General features: G+C 43.0%; 15 protein-coding genes. 8 read left to right on the top strand and 7 right to left on the bottom strand.

Features of this window, described 5'->3' with window-relative positions; genetic code table 11:
• Positions 1-21: 21 nt before the first annotated feature.
• Complete coding sequence (locus HUN01_RS12545) at positions 22-1,860, bottom strand: vWA domain-containing protein (RefSeq protein WP_181931547.1); 1,839 nt, start codon at positions 1,858-1,860, stop codon at positions 22-24.
• A 279-nt stretch (positions 1,861-2,139) separates the two neighbouring features.
• Here HUN01_RS12545 and HUN01_RS12540 point away from each other — a divergent pair, with 279 nt between their 5' ends.
• Positions 2,140-2,499, top strand: coding sequence for a Rieske (2Fe-2S) protein (locus tag HUN01_RS12540; RefSeq protein WP_181931546.1), 360 nt, complete (start codon positions 2,140-2,142; stop codon positions 2,497-2,499).
• Positions 2,500-2,880: 381 nt separating this feature from the next.
• Here HUN01_RS12540 and HUN01_RS12535 read toward each other — a convergent pair whose 3' ends face one another.
• Complete coding sequence (locus tag HUN01_RS12535; protein ID WP_181931545.1) at positions 2,881-3,426, bottom strand: Hsp20/alpha crystallin family protein; 546 nt, start codon at positions 3,424-3,426, stop codon at positions 2,881-2,883.
• Positions 3,427-4,296: 870 nt separating this feature from the next.
• On the opposite strand from HUN01_RS12535, the gene HUN01_RS12530 reads away from it, so the two are divergent.
• Complete coding sequence (locus HUN01_RS12530) at positions 4,297-9,966, top strand: PAS domain S-box protein (RefSeq protein WP_181931544.1); 5,670 nt, start codon at positions 4,297-4,299, stop codon at positions 9,964-9,966.
• A 284-nt stretch (positions 9,967-10,250) separates the two neighbouring features.
• On the opposite strand, the gene HUN01_RS12525 is transcribed toward HUN01_RS12530, so the two are convergent.
• The 5 genes from HUN01_RS12525 to HUN01_RS12505 form a co-directional block, all read right to left on the bottom strand.
• The gene (locus HUN01_RS12525; protein WP_181931543.1) at positions 10,251-11,558 is read right to left on the bottom strand and encodes a CO2 hydration protein; all 1,308 of its coding nucleotides are present in this window, start codon (positions 11,556-11,558) and stop codon (positions 10,251-10,253) included.
• 134 nt (positions 11,559-11,692) lie between these two features.
• Entirely contained in the window at positions 11,693-13,189 is a 1,497-nt protein-coding gene (locus tag HUN01_RS12520; RefSeq protein WP_181931542.1) for an NADH-quinone oxidoreductase subunit M, read from the bottom strand.
• Between the two features lie 404 nt (positions 13,190-13,593).
• Positions 13,594-14,319, bottom strand: coding sequence for a carbonic anhydrase (locus HUN01_RS12515; protein ID WP_181931541.1), 726 nt, complete (start codon positions 14,317-14,319; stop codon positions 13,594-13,596).
• Positions 14,320-14,370: 51 nt separating this feature from the next.
• A complete protein-coding gene (locus HUN01_RS12510; RefSeq protein ID WP_181931540.1) occupies positions 14,371-16,248 on the bottom strand; it encodes an NAD(P)H-quinone oxidoreductase subunit F in 1,878 nt (625 codons plus the stop codon).
• Positions 16,249-16,622: 374 nt separating this feature from the next.
• Entirely contained in the window at positions 16,623-16,808 is a 186-nt protein-coding gene (locus tag HUN01_RS12505; RefSeq protein ID WP_181931539.1) for a hypothetical protein, read from the bottom strand.
• A gap of 137 nt (positions 16,809-16,945) precedes the next feature.
• Between HUN01_RS12505 and HUN01_RS12500 the strand changes: the two genes are divergently transcribed.
• The 6 genes from HUN01_RS12500 to HUN01_RS12475 all read left to right on the top strand — a co-directional run bounded on the left by HUN01_RS12500 (position 16,946) and on the right by HUN01_RS12475 (position 24,112).
• On the top strand, positions 16,946-17,161 hold the full coding sequence (locus HUN01_RS12500; protein WP_181931538.1) for a hypothetical protein: 216 nt from the start codon (positions 16,946-16,948) through the stop codon (positions 17,159-17,161).
• A gap of 1,264 nt (positions 17,162-18,425) precedes the next feature.
• A complete protein-coding gene (locus tag HUN01_RS12495; protein WP_181931537.1) occupies positions 18,426-19,013 on the top strand; it encodes a Uma2 family endonuclease in 588 nt (195 codons plus the stop codon).
• Positions 19,014-19,133: 120 nt separating this feature from the next.
• Positions 19,134-19,295 (top strand): hypothetical protein, encoded by a 162-nt coding sequence (locus tag HUN01_RS12490; RefSeq protein WP_181931536.1) that lies wholly within the window; start codon positions 19,134-19,136, stop codon positions 19,293-19,295.
• A 75-nt stretch (positions 19,296-19,370) separates the two neighbouring features.
• A complete protein-coding gene (locus HUN01_RS12485; protein WP_181931535.1) occupies positions 19,371-21,410 on the top strand; it encodes a pentapeptide repeat-containing protein in 2,040 nt (679 codons plus the stop codon).
• A 426-nt stretch (positions 21,411-21,836) separates the two neighbouring features.
• Positions 21,837-23,384 (top strand): FAD-dependent monooxygenase family protein, encoded by a 1,548-nt coding sequence (locus HUN01_RS12480; protein WP_181931534.1) that lies wholly within the window; start codon positions 21,837-21,839, stop codon positions 23,382-23,384.
• Positions 23,385-23,407: 23 nt separating this feature from the next.
• Positions 23,408-24,112, top strand: coding sequence for an actin-binding WH2 domain-containing protein (locus HUN01_RS12475; RefSeq protein WP_181931533.1), 705 nt, complete (start codon positions 23,408-23,410; stop codon positions 24,110-24,112).
• Positions 24,113-24,143 lie beyond the last annotated feature (31 nt).

Genomic DNA, 24,143 nt, shown 5'->3' with positions numbered 1-24,143 from the left:
CTTGCTCCCCTCTGTCCCAATTCAAGTGGGTTGGACAAATCGCTTAATTTCACCACAGGCAATATAAGACTTGCCATCGGGTGCGGTTTTGACTTCATCAACGACGTAAAGCATACCTTCCTCGCGAACCGATCGCGGAAAACGCATGTTCCAATCCGGTTCATATCCGTCGGAAACTACCCTAGCACGTAGCTTACTGCCATCTTTAACACACTGAACTAAAATGCTGTCCCCTACAGTGTCAGTTGTGGGAAGATCGGCGGCACTGGCTGGGCCTTTGGAAGCTTTGCCTGTGTTAGTTGGATGCGATCGCCTAGGAGCAACGAAAATATCTGCTTCACCTGGTTGAGCAAAACGGGTGATATTACCACGTACACGGTAGAAAGTGGCATCAGTTGAGAGTTCCAATCCCTCAACAACATAGCGTGCCCCCTCGGCACGAATGGCGCGGGGAAATTGGACGTTTTTGGTTGAATCGTAGCCTTCGGACATGACCTTGACCCGCAGTTTACCGCCTTCACGAACGCAGTACAATTCAACACCTGAACCGACTTCATTCACAATCGGCATTGCGTACACTTCATCGCCAGCAGTGACACCGCGACCCGCCAAATCGCTGCGATTGCGCGTCATCGTCTGGTAAGTCTGATCGCGCATCTCTTTCCGTCCGGCATTGCCTAGAGCTTTTTGGGCGATGCGACCTGCAAAATACTCAAGCTGATCGATCTCTTCAGCAATTTCAAAATTCTCATTTAACCCTTTATCCCGCAAATCTTTCACCAGCGCACGCAGGATTTGTTCAGCTTCCTCATGTCTGCCATGTTCAGCTAGATTGAGTCCTGTCTCTTTGGCCTTAGCGATGTTGAGGCGACTCAGTTCAAGAATGATATGGCTTGTAGAAGCAAAAGCTGCTTCCTCAATGGTGCCAACTTTGGCGACGATATCGGCTGTACCTGATACGCTTTGAATCAGGTTATTCTGCACAACATCGGCGCTGTAATGCAACTTCATTACTGGTAAATTACCAATTTGAGCGCTTGATATCTCCAAACTCAAGCCGAGAAGTTTGTCTTCACCCTCGTAAAGCTCTCCCAAGGTGAGAACAGCTTGACCAGCGTCATTCTGGGTAACTTTAGCAAGACTTAAGGTATCAACAAGGCTGACACCATCAGCTAATTCCAGCGTCACCTTGAGATTCTGTCCCACTACTGCTCTGAGACTGTCTAGCTCAATACTAAACACTTCAGTTGCTTCATCGATGCTTTGAATGAAGTAGAAGTTGCCCGTGGCGGCTCTTGCCATCCCAATCAGCAGGTCTTCATTAAAACCCTGAGCAAAACCTAACGTAGTTGTAGTAATGCCTTCCTCAGCTTTTTGCCCCGATGTCGCTGTCAGTACCTTCGGGTCTTGAATGCCCATATTGGCGTGACCATCGGTAAGCAGGAGAACACGGTTGATTTTTTGCGGATCAAGTCGTGTCTTTACGTGTTCACAGCCTTTGAGCCATCCCCCTGATAAATTGGTAATACCACCTGCTCTCACCTTGCGGATAGAATTTTTCAGTGCGGCCTTGTCAGTCACAGCTTGGGGTGGTACAACACTGTTCACTTCATCGTCGTAAACAACCACTGAGAGAATGTCATCTGGCTCAAGTTGATCGACCACAGACTCAGCGGCTTTGAGCGCGTGATGCAAGGGAGCGCCGGCCATCGAGCCGGAACGGTCAATTACAAGAGAAAGGTTAAGGTTACGTCGGGGAGATTCAGCTATATCAGCACGAAAACGTAGCAGGATATTAGTCTTTAATGAAGATCCTGTGGGGAGGATAGACTGGTCAAATTCGTAACTTGTCTTAATCATTTTTTATATCCCTCAAAATTGTCTGTGATAAGCTACAAGCCCTATGATGACGAGATAGTAAGTGCTTTCCTTAGTTTACCCAAAAATTAGTTTGTTCAGTGTCAAAATAGAATTTAATGTAAGATTTTATAGTTTTGATATCTCGTCAGTAATCGCTTTTTTGGGAAAAGTTTGTGATCTACTGACTTGATCCTTCTCGACTCTCCGGTACTAAAAGGCGATCGCACTGGTCACTATTGCGGGAAACTGAAAGCAGATATATTAGGAGAGGAGAACCTAATGAGTTGGACTAAAGTTCTTGCAGTCGCAGCACTTTCCCCAGGTGCGCGAGAAGTGGTGAAAGTTGGGAACCGGAAAATTCTGCTTTTGAATCACGAAAATCAGCTTTATGCTGTAGATAACACCTGTCCTCACTTAAAATTGCCTCTGAAAAGTGGCAAAATCAATGAAAGTGGGGCAATTGTTTGTTCTTTCCATCGCAGTGCTTTTGACCTGCGGACTGGTGAGGTAAAAGACTGGTGTTCCTGGCCACCTGGTGTAGGTAAGGTACTGTCGTTGGTTTCACAACCAAAGGCACTACCAGTGTTTCCAATTCGTGTGGAAGAAGGTAGCATCTGGGTTGATGTACAAGAGGAATAGCACCCTCTCCCTGAATTTACCGAAACAGTACTGAGTAAAAAAGCATTGAAGAAGAATTCAGAAGTCAGAATTCAGGAGTCAGAATCAAGACGCTCGCGGACTCGCTCTAAGCGAAGCCATGCCGCAGGCTTTACGCTGCGCTATCAGTCGGGGATTCAGACCCGCGACTGACTGAAGACCACTAAATTTTCAATTTAGTGGGGGTGCAAAAACGCCGATTATTCATCCACCAGTCGTACAGAATTCATTCTGAATTCTGACTCCTGACTCCTGAATTCTGTTCGATAAAAACCCCAGCAGATGAGTTTAGCTGGGGTTTATATCTAAATTTACCTATTGCAGAGATATAGAAACCATTGAATGAGAAAATAGAACATCTTCTCAAGCAGTTTGAACACTTTGCTGTGATGTAATGTTGGGTTGTGTGTTACCGTTGCCGGCTTCTATAGAAGCTGTAGCACTTTGAGATTGTCCTAAATTCACTTTGAATACCTTGCTTTGCTCTTGCTCAAGCTTGGGTAAAGTCAAAATTAAAATCCCATCTTTCAAGTCTGCCTTAACTTGTTGATTCTGAACTTTGCTTGGTAGAGCAATTACTCTGGTGAAGTTGCCATACCGGAATTCAGAATGAACTTTAGCATTAGATTGGGAATGTTTTTCGTAACGATGTTCACCTGTAATTGAAACTGCATCTTGAGTGACTTGAATATCCAAGTCTTTAGCTTCTACGCCTGGAATCTCAACTCTTAATAGCCACTCTGAACCATTGTCGTATAATTCAACAGCAGGAACCCATGCTGTTCTAGGTGATGGAGAAGAAATATCTGAGTTGCCACGCTCGGCTGCTGTAAGCTCAGAGAAAAGTTGATCCATTTGACGACGCAGAATCTCCATTTCACGGAATGGTTCCCAACGAATGAGTGCCATATCTGAATCTCTCCTTAACTTTCTAATTCAATTTTGGGTAATCAAACAAAGTTTTAGAGGTATTTAGAGGTTTTAGATATTTAAGCAATCATCGAACCTCTATTTTGTTTAGAGAGGAGCTTTATTTGCTTTGTTTCTTCTCTCTAGTAAGTAATTTAATAAAATCAAAATCTAAAAACAGTCGGGTAAACCGTACAGACATAGGTTGGATTTACCGTATCAAACAAAAGAAGGGTGAAAAGTTTGAGAATAGTTGATATCAAGGTAAGTAGGCAATAAGAAATTAAACTATAATTACGTAATGTAAAGTTAATTAAATTCACTTGTATTCAAAGGCTCCAGGCTATTCTAAGGGCTAGAGCCGCTGATTTTTCTCTTGACGGTGACGCTGCACGTAGCCAGGATTTACGCAAAACTATAGGTAGTAGAGACACGCTGTCTTGTAGAGAAACGGCTACTCGTGCGAGAGAGAACGCTTTTAGCGTTAGCGCAGCGGTAGCGACGTTCGCGCAGCGTCTCGCAGAGAAGGAGCGTCACCTGCAAGGTATGGCCCCTATAAGCCTCGTTAAGGCTTACCCACCTTTGGCTACGGGCGGGCGAGACGCCCACCCCACAATATTGGATAATTTATTTCTTGGAGTTCCCTTATATCGTGTATCTTTCTATTCCGATTTTTCCACCGCAGAGATTTGGCAGTATTAACCACTTCTTCTACTTAATCTGCAACTTTTCCATACACCTTGGGCTGAAGTATGGTGGTAAGCAACGATGATTTTATTTACAATCTGGTAACAGAGTTTTGCTTTCTGATTTTATGTTCAGTTTGATTCAACAAATTAGTCTTGATTGAAAATTAACTTAGGAACTGATATGGATGCTCAAAAAATCAAAATTTTATTAGTTGATAGCAACTTAGAGAATTTACATTTTTTATCAGACATCCTTCAGCACCAAAGTTATCAGGTGCAAAGTGTCATTTCGAGACAATTGGCAATTAATACAGCGCTTGCTTTTCTCCCTGATTTGCTTTTGCTAAACGTTCTTATGCTAGATATGGATGGTTATGACATTTGTCAACATTTGAAAGCTAACAATAAAACTCAAGATATTCCAATAATATTTTTCGGTATTTTAGATGAATTACCTGAAAAGATAAATATCTTTGATTTAGGCGATATTGACTATATTACTCAACCATTCCAAACTACAGAAGTTTTATTACGCGTACAAAATCAACTCACCATCCAAAGACTGAAAAAACAGTTAAAAGAGCAAAATGCTCAACTGCAACAGGAGATTGAAAAGCGTCAACAGATTGTAGCTAATTTAAATATTTGTAACAGACAAATAGAAGATATTTTTAAAGAAATTCCCCCTAACATTAGCAAAGCCTTTTGCAGAGAAGTTTATCAAAGCGAATGCCTTTTAGTCGAAGCTGCCCTGAAGAAGAGTGAAAGTCAATATCGCCACCTAGTAGAAACATCCCAGGATATGATTTGGTCGGTAGATATTGATGGACTAATTACCTTTGTTAACCCGGCAGTGAAGCAGATTTATGGCTACGAACCCCAAGAAATGATCGGGCGTGCCTTGACTGATTTCATCTCGCCTACACAAGTTGCTCAAGATAAAGTAGCCTTTGACTGCGTTCTTCAGGGAAAACCGATCTTTCAACATGAAACTAGCTGTGTAGCTAAAGATGGTACCTTACTTTATCTGATGTTTAATGCGATCGCATTACACAATGAAGAAGGTCTGGTTATAGGTATGACAGGCACTGCTAGTAATATTACACAGCGTCGAGGAGTAGAAAAATTACTCCAAGAAAGCACGATTAAGCTCCGCAATCATAATCTAGTGCTAACACAACTGGCGCAAAATCAAACACTTTATCAGGGTGACTTAAAAGCAGCTTTGTGTAAAATCACTGAAACGGCTGTCAAGAATATTGGGGTGGAGCGAACCAGTATTTGGCTCTATGACGAAACAGGCATGAAAATTCAGTGTTTTGATCTATTTGAGGCCAGTCGCAATCAACATAGTGAAGGACTTTCCTTATCAGCAGCCGACTATCCAGCTTATTTTGCAGCTTTGCAGCAAGACCAACCAATCGCCGCGGATGATGCTCATACAGATTCTAGAACTAAAGAATTTTCTGCGTCTTACTCAAGATTAAACATCACTTCTATACTCGATACACCCATTAGGCTGGAGGGAAAGACTGTGGGAGTTTTATGTCTGGAAGCAGTGGGAGTTACTCATCATTGGACGCTAGAAGATCAAAATTTCGCTCGCTCTCTGGGCAATTTAACATCCTTGGTGTTGGAGGCAAAAGAACGCCAACGCGCAGAAGCAGCGCGACGGGCTTCTGAAGAAAAGTTAGCATCAGCTTTTCGGTCATCTCCCGATCCAATTGCCTTAATTACTGTTCTCAATAAACGCTATGTCGAAGTTAACGACAGCTTTTGTCGATTTTTTGGTTATTCTCGTTCTCAGGTGATCAATCGCACCGATCAAGAATTGAATATTTGGGTGAATCCAGAAGAATATAATTTTCTCACCCATATCTTGCAACAAACAAAAGCCATCCGCAACTATGAGATTGATGTCTGCACTTCAACAGGAGAAATCAGGACAACACTTTTGAGTGCGGAAATGATCAAGATTTATGGGCAATGGTACGTACTAGGCACCGCCAAAGATATTACTGAACGCAAGCAGGCAGAAAATGAAAGTCGTTTGTTACTGTTGACAACCCAAGCCATCACTCGCAGTAGTAATGTCAACAGCGCCTTAATGGTGGTATTGCGCTTAATTTGTCATACCATTGGCTGGGATTTTGGTGAAGCGTGGACACCTAATGAAGACAGAACTGTTTTAGAACACAGTCTGGGCTGGTACGGTGAGCAGAGCAGCTTAGAAGAATTCTGCCGCCAAAGTCAAGCCGTGAAATTTCCTTTGGGAGTGGGACTACCAGGAAGAGTTTGGCAGAGCCAGGAACCAGAATGGATAGAAGATGTTTCTAAAGTTACACAACCAATTTTTTTGCGATCGCGACAAGCAGCCAAAGTAGGATTAAAAGCTGGTTTTGGTGTTCCCATAGTCTCTGGAAAGCAAGTATTAGCAGTTTTAGTATTTTTTAAACGTAGTTCAGTATTGGTAGATCGACGTTTGCTTTTGCTAGTCAGTGCTGTTGCTGCTCAGTTGGGTGGGTTGATTGAGCGCAAAACCCTAGAACAAGAACTAGCACTCAGAGAAGCTCGCCTCAATGCCTTTTTTAGTAGTGCCCCCGTTGGCATGAATATCGTAGATAATCAACTGCGGTTTGTGCAAATCAACCAACTGCTAGCGGAGATTAATGGACTACCCCAGCAAGATCATATTGGCCAGAGAATTTATGAAGTCTTACCCCAGATGTCCCCCCTAGTAGAACCAATTTATCAACAGGTTTTATTGACAGGTAAACCCATTCTCAATCAAGAATTAAGCAGCGCATCAATTCAACAACCAAATGTTATCCGCCACTTCTTAGCTTCTTATTTTCCGATTCCTGGAGAAGACGATCGCCCCTCTGGTGTCGGCACAGTTTTAGTAGAAATTAGCTATCGTAAACAGGTCGAACAAGAACTGCGTTTAGCTAACGAACGCCTACAATATCTGCTCACCTCTAGCCCTGTAGTCATTTATAGCAGCAAAACATCAGAGGATTGTAGCACGACCTTTATCAGTGAGAACGTTAAAGAAATGGTGGGCTACGAAGCGCGTGTTTTTATTGAAAATTCTAGTTTCTGGCTTCATCACGTCCACCCACAAGATATTAAACTCATCTCAGAAAAATTTAAGGAGCTGATTGAGCAGGAATACATTTCCTACGAATACCGCTGGTTACACGCTGATGGAACTTATCACTGGTTCTACGAAAAGATGAGGTTAATTTATGACGAAGCTAACTATCCTATAGAATGCGTTGGTTATTGGGCAGACATTAACGATCGCAAATTAGCAGAACTAGCTTTGCAGTCAGGTCAGCAGCGATATCAACTTCTAGCAGAAGCCTCACCAGCTTGTATATTTCACGCTGACGTAGATGGCAATGCCTTATATTTTAATCAACGCTGGAGTGAGATTACTGGATGCAGTTTAGAAGAATCTCTGGGAACAGGTTGGGCAAATGCCGTACATCCAGACGACCGAGAACAGTTCTTGTTGTTATGGAATCAAGCAAGAACCGCTCAAAAAATGTATAAGTACGAGCATCGTTTTTTGCGTGCTGATAGTGCAGTCGTCTGGGTAATTTGTCAGGCTCTACCAGAATTTGGCGAAGATGGAAAAATTAAAGGTTACATCGGTACAATTACAGATATTACCGAGAGAAAGTTAGCCGAAGAAGCCCTGCGTGAGAGTGCAGAACGCGAAAGAGCGATCGCCCAAGTGATTCAAAGAATGCGCCAAACACTGGATTTAGAGACGATATTTGCGGCTACAACCGAAGAATTACGCCAAGTACTCAACTGCGATCGGGTTGTTGTCTATCGTTTCAATCCCCAATGGAGTGGCGAATTTGTCTCCGAGTCGGTGGGTAACGGTTGGATTTCTCTAATAGAAGAACACAACAATCATCCACATCTCACAGAGGGTGTCTTACAAGATGGCCATTGCCTAGCGAAAATTTTGGATAGCGCGGATAACCAACTGGAAGATCCTTATTTGCAAGCAACCCAAGGTGCAAGTTTCCGCTGTGTCCCAGACATTTACAACGCTGAGTTTCATCCTGCTTATATCAAACTCTTAGAGCGCTTTCAGGCAAAAGCCTACATTATTGTCCCCATTTTGTATGGTACTCAGCTTTGGGGATTACTGGCGAGTTATCAAAATTCCGATTCCCGCCAATGGAAATCAGAAGAAATCAACATCGTAGTTCAAATTGGTAATCAGTTAGGTGTTGCTTTACAGCAGGCACAATTACTAGCGCAAACTCAAAGGCAGTCACAGGCATTGCAAGAAGCTGTGATTATTGCTGATGCTGCCAACCGCGCCAAAAGCGAATTCCTCGCCAACATGAGCCACGAACTGCGTACCCCACTCAATGCCATCCTTGGTTTTACCCAAGTCATGAGCCATGATCGTAATTTATCTACTGAAAATCAGCAAAATCTAACAATCATCAATCGGGCCGGCGAACATCTCCTCAACTTGATTAACGACATTCTGGAAATGTCTAAAATTGAAGCCGGCAGAATCACATTAAATCTCAACAGTTTTGACTTAATTCGCCTGTTGGAAAATCTCAAAGAGATGTTGCGCTTCCGTGCCACATCTAAAGGATTAGAATTGGCCTTTGAATATACATCTCACCTTCCCCAATACATCCAAGCTGACGAAAGTAAACTGCGTCAAATTTTGCTTAACCTCCTGGGAAATGCGATCAAATTTACCGATACTGGAAAGGTGATGCTGTATGTAGGCATGGGGCAGGAGAAGTGGGGAGCAGAGAGCAGCGAACAGGGGGAAAATTCCTCTCCTCTGCACCCTTCCCCCTGCCCCTCTACCTCTTGTCCCCAATCCCTAATCTTCGAGGTAGAAGATACTGGTCGCGGTATTGCCCCAGAAGAAATTGACTTGCTATTTGAAGCTTTTGGGCAAACTGAAACCGGAAGGAAATCTCAACAGGGAACGGGATTAGGTTTAGCAATCAGCCGCAAATACGTGCAACTAATGGGGGGAGATGTTAGCGTTACCAGCACTGTTGGCGAGGGAAGTAAATTTACTTTTGATATTCAAATTGGTCTAGCCGAAGCTAGCGAAATCCAGATCAAAAAAACTAGACGCCAAGTTATTAGTTTAGCGTCTGCCCAAAGCGAATACCGCATCTTGGTGGTTGATGACTCTACAGACAGCCGTTTAGTGCTAATGAAAATTCTGACATCTATCGGTTTTGCAGTCCAAGAAGCGACCAATGGTCAAGAAGCGATCGCACTTTGGCAGACATGGCAACCACAGCTAATCTTAATGGATATGCGGATGCCGATTATGGACGGCTATGAAGCCACAAGAATTATTAAAGCTAGAGAAGAAACCTCAATCGAAAATTGCAAAACCATTATTATCGCCTTAACCGCTAATGCCTTTGAGGAACAACGAGAGGTAATGATCAAAGCGGGTTGTGATGATTATATTAACAAGCCTTTCCGCGAGGAAAAATTATTAGAAAAATTGAGCGAATATTTAGGAGTTCAATATATTTATCAAGAAGAAAGCTATCAGATAGTAGATGCAACGCAACAGGAAATAGAATCAATGTTGACCTATACAGATTTAGTGACTCTATTCGCGGAAATGTCGCCGGAATGGGTGAAAGAAGTGTACACCGCCGCCGCCCAATGTAGTGATGATCTGATTTTAGAATTGATTGAGCAAATACCTTCAGAAAATGCAGTACTGCAAACTTTTATTAAAAATTTAGCTCATGATTTTCAGTTTGAGAGAATTATGGAATTGACGAGTATTTCAGGAGTATTATCCAGTCAAGAAGAATTGTAGATTGGGTAGCAATAATATCCTCGCTAGCCACCCTTCAAAGGGGGAATAAGAGCAAACCTTTTTGAATTAAGCCCCCCTTCCCTTTTTAAGCTACGGTGTATACACAAGTCAAATTACCCCCCTTAATCCCCCCTTTCCAAGGGGGGAAATAGAAAATCTAGTTCCCTCCCCTTTGCAAGGGGAGGGTTAGGGTGGGGTAAAACTGACGCGAAAAAATAGGTGAGTAAACTATTTGAGACTTGTGTATACACCGTAGCCTTTTTAAGGGGGGTTGGAGGGATCTCTCATCTATAATCTTGACTTTGAATACTTCCCAAACGAGCAGCATCACGAATGTTATATTCGGGTCGAGTAAAGCGATTTAACTGCATCTCAAAAAAATCTCGATTAGCTTGTAAATGCTTGGGATTTTGGTCATCTAAAGGATATAAAAGTGCAGTTCGCAAAGCTTGAATTACCGCAGAAGTAACACAGTACATTGACCGTTGAAAACTAACTCCCAACTGAATCAACATATCTTCTTCACCCCGGCAATGTTGGCTGTAGTAATCAACAAGATATGGTGGTAAAAAATGCAGCATATCTTGCATTAATAATGTGGGGGGGATGCCAGCAGTACCGACTGGGAATACATCAGCGTAAAGAATACCATAGTGAAAGTCTTTTTGGTTTTCTGGTACTTGACGCGCTTGAGCATTATAAGATTTTGTGCCGCGGAAGGGTGCGGTGCGGTAGAAAACAGCTTCGACGTATGGTAATGCGGCTTCATATAGCCACATGAAACCCTTGGATTTTGGCACAATTTCGTAGCATTCGCCACGAATATAAACGTGATGGTAAATGGGACGACCTGCGATCGCAAATATACCATTAACTAAAAAATTCATCGCCTCTGGGACGCTGCTAATCGTACCTTCGTCATAGCGGTCGGACATTTCAAAGAATACCGGGGCCATGATTTCCCAGAATAAGCCCAGATTAGCGTAGTATGACATCTGGCGGCACTGTTCCAAAAACATATCGGGGAACAGCTTGTAAAGTCCCAGCATGACGGGGTTCCCTTGGAAGTAAGCTTTAATTGCTCTGTCGGCGTTGGCTTTGTATTCGTCTGAATCTAGGTAAGGGTCAAATTGTCCACCCATACCTCTATGCCACAACATCGCCCGCATACAGGCTTCAGCAAATTCCATGTTAATGCGATCGTGGAACAAGTGATGCAATAACTTCGGCATTTTGAAGGTTTCACCCTTCTCGATAAATGCCAAAAGTTCTGGATGTGCAGTAGCTTCGCCACGCCAAATTCGCAAATCGGCATCATCACCAGCATAATGATTATGCAATTCTAAATACTCTTTGGGTAAGAAGTATTTAAAGAAGGGAAGCGGGTTTAAAAATTCGCGTTCGGCAATATAAAGTAGGTCACGCCAGTAGAAATCCATCGGCACAGCATAAGCTTTATATAAACCGATGATTTGCATCAAATTTTCTGGGGTATCGGGTAACATTGCACCGCCTGCTTCTAAGCGGTGAATTACTTCAGAAAATTCATGTTTGGAAGGAGGTAATTTAATTGCTGTTTTAATTGCTGTCATGGTAATTCTAAATTTGTAGAGACGCGATTTATCGCGTCTGAGGGATAGGTTTTGAGATGCGATAAATTGCGTCTGGGCGGATAGGTTTTGAGACGCGATAAATCGCCGTCTCTACAAGTGTTTTGATTTATTTCCTATTTCAGCGCTACTTCAGAGATTACGGTTTTTTCTAAGGAGGGAATTGCAGCCACCATTGTTGTAGTTGTAGATTCACTCCAACGCACTAACCAAGTGGGTTGTACTCCTAAAAAGATGATAAAGGCTGCCAAAATTAAAGCTGGGATTTTCTCAGACCATAGGACTTTGGGATAGTAAGCTAAGTTATCCAGTCTGCCAAAACAGGTGCGGTTGAGGAGAATGACAAAATAAACTGCGGTTAATCCACTAGCTACTACACACAAAATTGTCGGGATGGGAAAAGCAGAGAAACTGCCTTGAAAGACGAGAAATTCGGCGATAAATCCTGTTAAACCGGGAATACCTGCGCTAGCCATTCCACTTAAAACTAATAAAGCGCTAATTAAGGGTATACCGCGTATGGGACTCATTAAACCATTGAGTTTATCTAACTCACGTGTACCAACTTTCGCTTCTACGACTCCCACCAAGTGGAAGAGAATCGCCAGGATGATGCCGTGGCTGAACATTTGGGCTACTGCACCCACGAGTGCTAAAGGAGTACTAGCAGCACCAGCTAGCAAGATATAGCCCATGTGACCGACGGAACTGTATGCTACCATGCGCTTGATATCTTTTTGAGCGATCGCAATTACTGCCCCATAGATAGCGCTGATTGCTCCCCAAATTGCCAAAGTCGGTGCAATAATACTCCAAGCATGGGGAAACATACCCAACCCAAATCGCAACAGTCCATAAGTTCCCAGCTTTGCTAACACGCCACCGAGAAGAATGGCAATTGGTGCTGAAGCCTCAACATAAGCATCGGGTAGCCAAGTATGGAAGGGAATTAAGGGAATTTTAATGCCAAAACCTAAAACTATTCCTGCTAGTAAAAGGATTTGTTTTGCTGTTGACAGATTTTCTGTAGAGACGGCATCAAAAGCAAAATTGGTAGAACCACTCAGCCATACCATACCCAAGAATGTTGCCAGAATTAAGGCTCCCGAAACAGCAGTATAAATCAGGAATTTCATCCCAGCATAACCCCGTTTTGCTCCTCCCCAAATGGAAATTAGTAAGTAAAAGGGGATTAATTCTAGTTCGTAGAACAGGAAGAATAGCAGCAAATTCTCTGCTAAGAAAGCACCTGCAACTCCTCCACTAACTAATAAAATCATGGAGTAGAACAGTCGGGGGCGTTCAGTTTCTTTACTACTACTGTAAACAGCAATCCAGGTGAGTAGGCTATTTAATACCAACATCAAGATAGAAAGCCCATCAACACCTAATTGATAGCTCAAACCAAGGGTTTCATTCCAGGGTAAATACTCTTTAAATTGCATCCCCGGATTACTAATATCAAATTTTAGCAGGATAAAAAGGTTCCAGAAGAGAACTATTCCCGAAAAAAGTAATGCTATTAAACGAACGCGATAATTAGGAATATTTAGAGGTAATACTGCTATGAAAATAGCAGCTAAAATTGGCAGCCAAATCAAAACACTTAACATGGTAATTTTGTCCTTTTTCTTTTGCTTTTTGTCCTTTATGACCTACTCTTAGAGGATGTTTTAAAAGTCATGTTGTTGGTATCAAAAATTTTAGCTCCCCCCAAATCCCCCGATAAATTGGGGGACTTTGATTCCGGTTCCTACGGTGTACACACAAGTCTAATTACCCCCCTTAATCCCCCCTTGTAAAGGGGGGAAACCGGAAAATCTTGTTCCCTCCCCTTTGCAAGGGGAGGGTTAGGGTGGGGTAAAATCTTGGTTAATCAAGCTATTTCAGACTTGTGTATATACGACTTTTTAAGAGGGGGATTAGGGGGATCTAAAAGTGCCTAAAATTACAGCAAAACACTTCTTAAACAACCTCTTAGCCAATGACCAATGACTAATGACAAAGGACAAAAAAGCTAACCGACTACGCTGATTTTCCCAGTATCTAAATCGTAATAACCACCGACTATTTTCAGCTTTTCTGCCTTGATTAGATCAGATAAAACTGGCGATGATTTCAATCTTTCCACTTGTGCCAAAATATTTGCTCTACAAGCGTTTTCTAACTTATCTCCTGATTCTTCTTTTGATTTTTCTACACTTGGTTTAATCGCCGCAAGCAAACTTCCAATTTGACCTGGAACTTGAGCACCTTTAATTGCGGCATCTACTGCACCACATCTTTCATGTCCAAGTACCATGATGACTTTGCAACCTAACACTAAGCTGCCAAATTCTAGGCTACCAATTTGCTGTGTTGTGGCAATATTACCAGCTATACGGCAGACAAATAAATCTCCAAGTCCCTGGTCGAAGACAATCTCTGAAGGTACTCGTGAATCTGCACAACCGAGAATAGAAGCAAAGGGCTTTTGACCTTTGGCAACTTCGGCTAAACGTGATTGAGTTTGGTGGGGATTGCGACGTTTTGCTTTAACAAATCTGTCATTCCCATCTAATAATTCTTGCAGTGCCTTATCAGGTGTAATATCATCTTCTACTGGCGCTACAGGGGCTTTTTTTTCGGCTGCAAGTAAGTTTGAGCTAAGTCCGGCTGTCAATACACCTGTACCGATCGCACCTGCACTAAACTTCAATAAACCTCTTCTGGAAAAATTGATTTGGGGATTTTGTATGTTCATGGAATTCTCCTCACAATATTAAACTGTTAACTTTTAGTAGGATAGTTATTGCTACCCAATTGTCGAGATTTGAAAAACAAAATTTAAAAACTGCACTCCCCAAAATGGCCAAGCTACCCACATTCCTAAAGCGCTCACTCCTAATAGGACAGTGAGGGCATAAAATTGAGCTTGTCCAGAGGTGCTGTATTTAAGACCTTCGCCCCCTAATAGCGAAAATAAACCGACAAAATTAACGATGCCATCGACTACAAAGCGGTCAATTGTATCGGCAAGTTGGGAAATTTTGGCAACTCCAAAAATTATGGTCATTTTATAGAGTTTGGGTGTGTAAAAGTCGTATGCCAATAAGTCTTGTAAGCCTTTCCAAGGCAGGCGAATCGGTTTAGGAATATTGCCTAAATAAATCACGCCAGTGATACTGCAACCGAAAATACTCGACCAAATTAAAAGTAGTGCGACATCTTTATTTAGAGTTGCCCAATTGGGTAAAAGTGATAAGCTTTGCAACATCAAAGGAAGATGTAGACTAACGCCAAGTAAAATCATCATTGGCAGAATCATCGGCCAGTGTGCTTCAGGCGATCGCTCACTCATTTGTGTAGCTTTACCACCAAAAAGTAAACCAAATTCTCTGGTTAAACTCACGGCTGTTAAAGCATTTACCGCGATCACTACTCCCACTAACCAAGGCTGCGTTTCCCACAACCCATCTGCTAGTTCCATCAGCGCCCAAAAGCTACCCAGGGGTGGAAAACCAATTAATCCCAAAGTCCCGACGATAAAAGCGATCGCAGAAATCGGGCGACGCTTCCACAATCCGCCTAATTGGGTGACATCTTGGGTAATGCTATTCCAGATAATTCCCCCAGTACTCATCACCAACAGGGCTGCGGATATAGCATGGGTGAGTACTAACAATAGCGCTGCTTCGTATTGTTGCACTCCCACGGCGATAAATACTAAACCCATGTATGCACTGACAGAATAGGATTGGCAGCGTTTAAGATCAATTTGAGCGATCGCAATTAACGAAGCACCCACGGCTGTCACCGCACCAATGACAACCATCGCCGAGGAAGCTATGGGCGATATGCTTAACACAGGTTGCAATTTAATTAGCACCCATGCACCACTAGCTACTACTACCGAGTTCCGCAAAATTGTACTGGGAACTGGGCCTTCCATCGCTTCATCTAGCCATAAATGCAGGGGAAATTGGGCACATTTACCCATCGGCCCAGCAATTAAAGCTAAACTTACCAGTGCCATAGTTGTCGGGTTGACGTTAGCAGTAGCCGCCCATTCAGCTAATTCTGTGTAATTCCAAGTTCCGGCGAGGGGCCATAATGCCAATACGCCTATCAGTAAGAATAAGTCTCCCACCCGCTTGGTTAAGAAAGCGTCCCTTGCACCTGAGACTACCAACGGCTGGCTAAACCATAAGCCAACTAGCAGGTAGGTTCCCAGGGTAAGGATTTCCAAAATTACATAGCTGAAGAACAAGTCATTACACAGAACAAGGGCACATAGTCCCGCTTCAAACATTCCTAATAAGGAATAGAAGCGTCCCCAACCCCAATCCATTTCCATGTAGCCGATGGCATAAATTTGCGCCAGCAAATTTAACCCAGTAATCACAACTAAAGCGCCAACACTAACTGAGGATATTTCCAAAGCAATAGTGAGGTCTAAACCAGCTGTAGATAACCAAGGTATAAATACTTCTTGGGCTGGATAATTCCAAGTTGCTTGTAAGGCGATCGCACAATGCACAAACGCCAAAAATGTCATCACCAAGTTTAGATAACCCGCCGGTCTTGGCCCCGTTTTCCGAATGATCCCCGGTGACCAAGGCACTGCTAACAAGCCGCCTATTAAGGCATAGCAAGGAACTAGCCAAACAGTCTCAAGTAGAAACTGAGCCATCAACTTAACCTCTAAATTTGTATCAAAAAGTTGGGGTTTGGAATCAACTAGCGTTGATCCCTGTTAACCCAGCGATGTCTACGATGAGCTACCCCTAGGCAGATAAGACAAATTTATCTTTATTTAATTTTGTTAGAAACAGCTTACCGTTATATTTGACAAAATGGAATTACTTTATCTAAACAAATCTGAGATAATTCCTCTAAATAAAACTTATATAATCAACTATTTGAGTAATGAATAATAGGTATTGCTTTTTATCTATGAATTAACTGTTGGTTTCATCAATACTCATTGTGAATTTTTACTTATTGACATAAATGACAAAAGACGCAACTGATTGCGTCTTTCTCTACAAGTCAGCTAAATGCAGTTTACACTCTAGTAATTTTGTCAATCTGCCAAACAACAGAAATAATTGCAGGCGCTTGGTCAAATTGGCTGATGGGGGCGGGTTTCATGTCCCGGTAGTCTAGTAGTTGGACTACGATGAGGTAAGCGATCGCTAAAATGATCGAAATCGCGCCTGTAAGAATAGCAATTAATTTTGAACGTTCCATTAGTATTTCCTGTAATGCAAGTTGTTATGCAGTGCCTATATCCACATAATAAACTCGGCTATTGTTTCTGGGTGTGAGCGAACCGCACTTTAGCACATAAAATATTAATAACCTGAAAGCGACATTGAGCTATTGCCATGACAATGAAACAAGCTATCTTTGACGCTATTGAACAACTGCCAGAGCAACACCTAAAAGACGTGTTGCAGTATGTTCAACAACTTGCACGTACCCAAAAATCACCAGCATCTAACCCACACACCCAAAGCAGCGATCCCCTGGCAAATTTCATCGGCGCAGTATCTCACGGTTCTCTAGCTGCCAACTTAGACGACGAACTCTATGGGGGATAAGCTTTTTATTGATACATGGGGCTGGCTCACGCTCCATGACAAAAGCGATCGCTAAAATGAGCGAAATCGCGCCTGTAAGAATAGCAATTAATTTCGAGCGTTCCATATTTTCGGGATGATTTTACTAGTTTTGTGGGATGGGCATCTTGCCATTAGTGTCAACTTAAGCTATGGATGGCTTCTCACTTGGCTTGAGTACCCGTCGGAAACTGAAGTTCCCGCCTAATAAGTAAAGTCTACTGAAGTAGACTCAAGATTTTTCGGGATATTTTATTTAGTCATCTAAAGATGACTTCGGCCATGAGCCAGGAATTTCAATTCCTGGTGGACTTCTCGCTTGGCTTGAGTACCCGTCGGAAACTGAAGTTCCCGCCTAATAGGTAAAGTCTACTGAAGTAGACTCAAGATTTTTCGGGATATTTTATTTAGTCATCTAAAGATGACTTCGGCCATGAGCCAGGAATTTCAATTCCTGGTGGACTTCTCACTTGGCTTGAGTACCCGTCGGAAACTGAAGTTCCCGCCTAATAGGTAAAGTCTACTGAAGTAGACTCAAGATTTTTCGGGATATTTTATTTAGTCATCTTTAGATGACTTCGGCTATGAGCCAGGAATTTCAATTCCTGGTGGACTTCTCACTTGGCTTGAGTACCCGTCGGAAACTGAAGTTCCCGCCTAATAGGTAAAGTCTACTGAAGTAGACTCAAGATTTTTCGGGATATTTTATTTAGTCATCTAAAGATGACTTCGGCCATGAGCCAGGAATTTCAATTCCTGGTGGACTTCTCACTTGGCTTGAGTACCCGTCGGAAACTGAAGTTCCCGCCTAATAGGTAAAGTCTACTGAAGTAGACTCAAGATTTTTCGGGATATTTTATTTAGTCATCTTTAGATGACTTCGGCTATGAGCCAGGAATTTCAATTCCTGGTGGACTTCTCACTTGGCTTGAGTACCCGTCGGAAACTGAAGTTCCCGCCTAATAGGTAAAGTCTACTGAAGTAGACTCAAGATTTTTCGGGATATTTTATTTAGTCATCTTTAGATGACTTCGGCTATGAGCCAGGAATTTCAATTCCTGGTGGACGTGCAGTTTCACGTTAAGTTGACACCAATGGCGAGACGCCCACCCTACAAGAATCATCCCTTGATTCAGCAACGCCTTAATTTTTAACGTTCCATCAGTATTTCCTGTAATGCAAGTAGAATAACTGTATTGAGTCATCAATGAGAATTGCGTAGGCGCAGCCCACCGTAGGTATCGCTATGACTGCAACCACAAAAAAATTTACTTTTGCAGAGTATCTTAAGTATAACGATGGCACGGATACCCAATATGAATTGGTAGATGGAGAATTAATTCCCATCAGCCTTGGCACTGGCAAGCACGGTGGCATCTCCAAGTTTTTAGAACGAAGCTTTGATGATGAAAGCGCCAAAATGGGACAGAATTGGACAGCACAAAAGTTTTCTGTAGGAGTGTGTTCTCCACGCAAAGGACGCTGGGACACCTCACGAATTCCAGATGTAGTAGTATTACCAACACAGCAGTGGGAAGCACTTTCTAATCGAGAAGCTGTAATCGAACTCAACGAAACTCCCCCCACATTAGTGGTAGAAGTCGTCAGCGAATCTACACAAACCACAGACTATCGCAGCAAACGTTCTGAGTATGCTGTTCTGGAAATTCCCGAATATTGGATTGTTGACCCAATTCAAGAAATAGTAACAATATGCACCCTAGTAGAAGGGTTCTATGATGCTGTTGTATTCCGAGGACAAGAACGCATCATCTCTTTTACTTTTTCACAGTTGGATTTGAGTGCCGAACAAGTCTTGGCAGGACGGAAGTGAACTCTCAATTACTATTACCCAGCCAAACCGTATTGGCTGTACTTCAACAATGAGCCTCAGAACCTCAACATTGACCTTCTGAAGCTCGACGTTGACCTTCTGAGCCTCGAAGTTGCACGTTTGATCCTCGAAGTTGCACCTTTTAACCTCAATGTTGACCTTCTGAGGCTCGACGTTGACCTTCTGAGGCTCGAAGTTGCACCTTTTATCCTCGAAGTTGCACCTTTTATCCTCAAAGTTGCGCCTTTTATCCTCGAAATTGCACCTTTTAGCCTCAACTAACAAATATATCTAACCATTCATGAATTTACAGGGGTGAGCGTGTAGTAAAATTTGCTCACCTCCGTAAAGTGGAACATGGCTTTAGACTTCTCCGGTCAAAATCTTCGAGGACGCAACTTCAAAGGTAGAAAAGACTTTGTGGGTGCAAACTTTAGCTATGCCGACATCCGAGGTGCAAACTTCACCAACGCCAACCTGACAGGGGCAAACTTCAGCCATGCCAAAGCTGGACTGCAACGACGTTCGGCAATTGGTTTAGTTATTATCTCATTCTTATTGTCGGGACTGTCAGGATTTCTCTGGGCTATCAATGGTTACTTGGTGTCGCTGATATTTAGCTCATCCAGTGACGACTCCATTGGGGGCTGGGTTGCTCTAATCACATTGATTGCCTTTTTCTTCATCACAATTCGCCAAGGAATAATAGCTGGTTTAGGAGCCGGAGCCGTCGCCTTCGCCGTCGCCTTTGCCTTCGCCTTCGCCGTCGCCTTCGCCGTCGCCTTTGCCTTCGCCTTAGTCGGAGCCTTCGCCGGAGCCGGAGCCTTCGCCGGAGCCGTCGCTTTCGCCTTCGCCTTCGCCGTCGCTGGAGCCTTTGCCGTAGCCGGAGCCTTCACCGTCGCCTTCGCCGTCGCTGGAGCCTTTGCCGTAGCCGGAGCCTTCACCGTCGCCGGAGCCGGAGCCTTTGCCGGAGCCGGAGCCGGAGCCGGAGCCGGAACGTTATTTAGTATCTACATCAGCTGGCGAGCTATGAAAGGAGATCAAAAACACTCCTTAATTCGCAATATTGCGATCGCCTTTGCTGCAACAGGAGGTACAAGTTTTCGTGGCGCTAATTTAACCAATGCTGATTTCACCCAAGCTACGCTCAAAAGTACAGATTTCCGAAAAACTATTCTTATCTGTAGCCGTTGGTATCAAGCCAAAATGCTTGACCGTGTTCGTTCTGGCTCAACTTATCTGCAAAACTCACAAGTACGTCAACTGCTAGTTACAGGACAGGGACAAGACAAAAACTTTGACCGTGAAGACCTGCGGGGTATCAACTTACAAAAAGCTAACCTAGCAGATGCCAGCTTTATAGGCGCTGATCTCAGTGAAGCAAACTTGCAAGATGCCGATTTGTCAAGAGCAAAGCTCAAGCAAACGCAACTAGACGGCACAGATTTAACAGGTGCAACCCTCACCGGCGCGTACATCGAAGATTGGGGCATTACAAATACAACTAAATTGCATGGGGTGAGGTGTGAATATGTCTTTATGCGCTTACCCACCAAAGAAGACCCCGATCCTCTCCGCAAACCTGATAATAAACAAGAGATATTTGCAGACGGGGATTTTGCCGACTTTATCAAGCCAATTTTTGACACCCTCGACCTTTATCATAATCAAGGCGTTGACCCCCGTGCTGTTGCCATAGCCTTCAAAAACCTTGCCGAAAATCATCCCGAAGCCGAGTTAGAAATCGTGGCAATGGAGAAACGCGGCGATGATAAAATCTTGCTCAGAGCCAAAACCGCCGCAGGTAGCGATAAATCTCAACTGAGTGCAGAATATTTTGATGACTATAATCAACTCAAAGCTTTATCGCAGAGTCAGCAATTATTGCTGGTAGAAAAAGATCAGCGCATTATTAGTTTAGAAAATATGGTAGATACTGCTCTCAAGCAGCCGAAATTTTATACACAAGGAGATACAAATATGTCTGATATCAGTGGCATCAATATTGAAGGCAGCAGTAATGTTAGCGGTATCGCTGGCAATAGTTCTATTGCTAATCTAGGAACCATTAGCGGTAACGTGAGTATTGCCCTCAATCAGTTACCTGATGCAACCGATGCCGAGAAACCAGGAATCAAAGAATTATTGTCGCAGTTGCAAGATGCGATCGTCCAATCCACATATTTGTCAGAAGAAGACAAAACCGAAGCGCTAGAACAGGTGAACACTTTGGCAGAAGCGGGTAAAACTCCTCAAGAATCCACTAAGCAAAAGACGGCAAAAACAGCCATCACCATGTTGAAAGGGATATTTACAGGCTTACCTGCTGTTGCTTCTCTGGTAGAAGCGGGTAATAAATTATTGCCTGCGATCGCAAAACTATTCGGTTTGGGATAATTTAACGTGAGGTCTTTTAAATAAAAAAATCCTTAAAAGGATGTTTTAAAAGTTATTTGGTCGGTAGCAAAACGTTTTAGATCCCCCTAAATCCCCCTTAAAAAGGGGGACTTTGATTTCGGTTCCCCCCTTTTTAAGGCTACGGTGTACACACAAGTCTGAAATAGCTGAAAAACCCAAGGTTTTACCCCACCCTAGCCCTCCCCTTGCAAAGGGGAGGGAACAAGATTTTCCGGTTTCCCCCCTTTGCAAGGGGGGACTAAGGGGGGTAATTCGACTTGTGTGTACACCGTAGCCTTAAAAAGGGGGGTTAGGGGGGATCTCTCTTGCGTAAGTCCTGTTCCAATTGCGATTTACCTGGCCACGATCGCATCTACTTTCTTCATTCTCAGGTAGTTTTGGAATGTAGAGTTTAGTTTTTCCAAAATGTCTTTAACAGAAGAAATTCTTTCCCAATTACCCGGCGATGTTTTAGGAGGATTGCGCCAAAGCGATCGCACCCTCACATCTCTGCGCGAAAACACCGCACCAGTACCAACGTTAGTTAAAGAAAATCAACAGCCTTTAGGCGCTGTAGACTTCGATGTGCTTATCTGCGGTGGCACTTTAGGGATTTTAATTGGTTGCGCCTTGGCGGTGAAGGGACTGCGGGTAGCGTTGCTGGAACGCGGTATTTTGCGGGGGAGGGAACAAGAGTGGAATATCTCTCGCAAAGAACTAGATGTATTTGTGGAATTAAACTTGCTGACTGAGGAAGAATTAGAGAGTGCGATCGCCACTCAATATAACCCAGCGCGAGTTAGTTTTGCTGGCGGTACAGAAGTTTGGGTAGAGGATGTTTTGAATATCGGTGTAGATCCAGTTTATCTACTCGCTACCTTGAAAACTAGATTTCTCGCCGCCGGGGGAAAGTTGTTAGAAAATACACCCTTTAGCGAAGCAGTGGTTCATCCCGATGGGGTGATGGTAAATAACCAATTCAAAACTCGGTTATTAATCGACGCGATGGGACATTTTTCACCCATCACGCAACAAGCACGCCAAGGCAAAAAACCAGATGCGCTGTGCTTGGTTGTGGGAAGTTGCGCCCAAGGTTTTCCGGAAAATCACTCAGGCGACTTGTTGTTATCATTTACATCCTTGCAGAATCAATGTCAGTACTTCTGGGAAGCTTTTCCAGCTAGGGATGGCAGAACCACTTACTTGTTTACCTACATGGATGCAGAACCCCAACGTTTGAGTTTAGAAGCTCTATTTGAAGAATATCTGCGTCTCTTACCAGAATATCAGGGAGTGGAGTTGAGCAAACTGAAATTTCAACGAGCACTATTTGGTTTCTTTCCCACCTATCGCCAAAGTCCGCTAAAAACTCCTTGGAATCGCATTCTTCCAGCCGGAGATAGCAGTGGTAGTCAATCGCCCTTGAGTTTTGGTGGTTTTGGGGCAATGGTGCGTCATCTGAAGCGTTTAACTTATGGCATTTCCGAAGCGCTGGAAACAGAACAATTATCTGCAAAAGCCTTAGCACTGCTGCAACCCTATCAGCCGAGTTTGACTGTTACCTGGTTGTTTCAAAGGGCGATGAGTGTGGGTGTAAATCAAAAAATTGCCCCAGATCAAATTAACCAATTACTCTCGGCAGTATTTCAGGAAATGCAACAGTTAGGTACACCAGTGCTAAAACCATTTTTACAGGATATAGTGCAGTTTTCGGCACTAACCCAAACACTGTTAAAAACTGGTTTATATCATCCTGTAATAGTTGCCAAGATAATTCCGCAAGTAGGTTTGGCAAGTTTGCTAGATTGGATGTTACATTACAGTAATTTAGGTGTATACACTGCCTTGCTTTCGCTAAGTCCAATGCTAGAAACATGGATTAAGAATCAACCAAAAGAACAACAATATTATTGGCATCGTTTGATTGATGCCTGGAAGTATGGTTCTGGCGGTGATTACTCAGATGAAACTTAGAATAATATCGGTGTGAGGATAACATGATGGAACGGAAATCATCAGGAATTAAATACTTTGCAGTGCTGATTGGATTCCTGCGCGATCGCCAAGGATTTCTAGAGGAAATTCGCCAAGGTACGAGATTACCAAATAAAATCATTTCGCTGCTGGTTTGCAGTTCCTTATTTCTCGCTGCTTATGGCGGAATCATTGGTGCATACCATAGCTGGATGCAAGCTTTGTCTTCTGCCATTAAACTCCCAGCCCTTTATTTAATTACACTCCTAATTTGTATCCCGACGTTGTTTTTTGCTAATATTATTTTTGGCTCAAAGCGGACTTTTGCACAGCATTTAGCATTAGTATTGACTGCTGTTTCAATTACGAGCGTACTTTTATTTAGCTTTGCACCAATCACTCTGTTTTTCTTAATTACCACCAATAATTACCAATTTTTAATTCTGTTAAATGTATTTATCTTTGCATTAACTGGATTTGTTGGAATTTCGTCTTTATATCAGGCTACAAATATAGTTTTAGAACAAGATGATGAAGGTACAAAGACACGCCGGAAAATTGTAAAATTTTGGTTATTTCTTTACGCTTTTGTAGGCAGTCAGTTAGGATGGACTCTCAGACCGTTTTTTGGCACACCTGATTCTGTCTTTCAACTATTCCGCGAAAGAGAAGGTAATTTTTATCTGAGTGTGATTCAAGCTATTAGCTATCTTTTGGGAATCCGTTAATTAGTCATTAGTAATTCCACAAAATATAAAA

Origin of the sequence: Nostoc edaphicum CCNP1411 (assembly GCF_014023275.1) — a bacterium.
GTDB lineage: Bacteria > Cyanobacteriota > Cyanobacteriia > Cyanobacteriales > Nostocaceae > Nostoc > Nostoc edaphicum_A.
Note: the sequence above shows the minus strand (reverse complement) of the source record. Positions and strands in the feature narration are given on the sequence as shown.

What these genes read in the sequence shown, in the direction of transcription:
- HUN01_RS12545 (WP_181931547.1), bottom strand. Translation starts at nt 1,860, where the DNA reads ATGATTAAGACAAGTTACGAATTTGACCAGTCTATCCTCCCCACAGGA.
- HUN01_RS12540 (WP_181931546.1), top strand. Translation starts at nt 2,140, where the DNA reads ATGAGTTGGACTAAAGTTCTTGCAGTCGCAGCACTTTCCCCAGGTGCG.
- HUN01_RS12535 (WP_181931545.1), bottom strand. Translation starts at nt 3,426, where the DNA reads ATGGCACTCATTCGTTGGGAACCATTCCGTGAAATGGAGATTCTGCGT.
- HUN01_RS12530 (WP_181931544.1), top strand. Translation starts at nt 4,297, where the DNA reads ATGGATGCTCAAAAAATCAAAATTTTATTAGTTGATAGCAACTTAGAG.
- HUN01_RS12525 (WP_181931543.1), bottom strand. Translation starts at nt 11,558, where the DNA reads ATGACAGCAATTAAAACAGCAATTAAATTACCTCCTTCCAAACATGAA.
- HUN01_RS12520 (WP_181931542.1), bottom strand. Translation starts at nt 13,189, where the DNA reads ATGTTAAGTGTTTTGATTTGGCTGCCAATTTTAGCTGCTATTTTCATA.
- HUN01_RS12515 (WP_181931541.1), bottom strand. Translation starts at nt 14,319, where the DNA reads ATGAACATACAAAATCCCCAAATCAATTTTTCCAGAAGAGGTTTATTG.
- HUN01_RS12510 (WP_181931540.1), bottom strand. Translation starts at nt 16,248, where the DNA reads ATGGCTCAGTTTCTACTTGAGACTGTTTGGCTAGTTCCTTGCTATGCC.
- HUN01_RS12505 (WP_181931539.1), bottom strand. Translation starts at nt 16,808, where the DNA reads ATGGAACGTTCAAAATTAATTGCTATTCTTACAGGCGCGATTTCGATC.
- HUN01_RS12500 (WP_181931538.1), top strand. Translation starts at nt 16,946, where the DNA reads ATGACAATGAAACAAGCTATCTTTGACGCTATTGAACAACTGCCAGAG.
- HUN01_RS12495 (WP_181931537.1), top strand. Translation starts at nt 18,426, where the DNA reads ATGACTGCAACCACAAAAAAATTTACTTTTGCAGAGTATCTTAAGTAT.
- HUN01_RS12485 (WP_181931535.1), top strand. Translation starts at nt 19,371, where the DNA reads ATGGCTTTAGACTTCTCCGGTCAAAATCTTCGAGGACGCAACTTCAAA.
- HUN01_RS12480 (WP_181931534.1), top strand. Translation starts at nt 21,837, where the DNA reads ATGTCTTTAACAGAAGAAATTCTTTCCCAATTACCCGGCGATGTTTTA.
- HUN01_RS12475 (WP_181931533.1), top strand. Translation starts at nt 23,408, where the DNA reads ATGATGGAACGGAAATCATCAGGAATTAAATACTTTGCAGTGCTGATT.